Source organism: Clostridium oceanicum (assembly GCF_039521385.1).
GTDB lineage: Bacteria > Bacillota > Clostridia > Clostridiales > Clostridiaceae > Clostridium_F > Clostridium_F oceanicum.
Window position 1 is genome coordinate 1 of the sequence record NZ_BAAACG010000020.1, and the last position, 779, is coordinate 779.

Sequence of the window (779 nt, forward strand, 5' to 3'; positions counted from 1 at the left end):
ACCTTCCAGCACCGGGCAGGCGTCAGCCCCTATACATCAGCTTTCGCTTTAGCAGAGACCTGTGTTTTTGCTAAACAGTTGTTTGGGCCTATTCACTGCGGCCTACCGAAGTAGGCGCCCCTTCTCCCGAAGTTACGGGGCTAATTTGCCGAGTTCCTTAACAGTAATTCTTCCGATGGCCTTAGGATTCTCTCCTCACCTACCTGTGTCGGTTTGCGGTACGGGCACCTATTTACTCGATAGAGACTTTTCTTGACAGTGTGGAATCAGATACTTCGCGAATAATCGCTCCCCATAACACCTCAACTCAGCCAAACGGATTTACCTGTCTGGCACGTCTAAGTGCTTAGACGCACATCCAATAGTGCGCACATCTTATCCTTCTGCGTCATCCCATTTCTCAAACGCAAATAGGCGGTATCGGAATATCAACCGATTGTCCATCACCTACGCCTTTCGGCCTCGGCTTAGGTCCCGACTAACCCTGAGCGGACGAACCTTCCTCAGGAAACCTTAGGTTTTCGGCCAATAAGATTCTCACTTATTTCTCGCTACTTATGCCAACATTCTCACTTCTGTACAGTCCACCGCTCCTTTCGATGCGACTTCAGCCCGTACAGAAAGCTCCTCTACCGCTCTTTCGAGCCCATAGCTTCGGTGGTAAGTTTGAGCCCCGAACATTTTCGGCGCAGGATCTCTTGACTAGTGAGCTATTACGCACTCTTTAAATGAGTGGCTGCTTCTAAGCCAACATCCTAGTTGTCTTAGAAATCCCACAT

1 rRNA gene is annotated in these 779 nt (G+C 49.4%); it reads right to left on the minus strand.

The annotated features are described in order from the left end of the window. A 23S ribosomal RNA gene (locus ABDZ71_RS19615) occupies positions 1–779 on the minus strand; the annotation flags it as partial.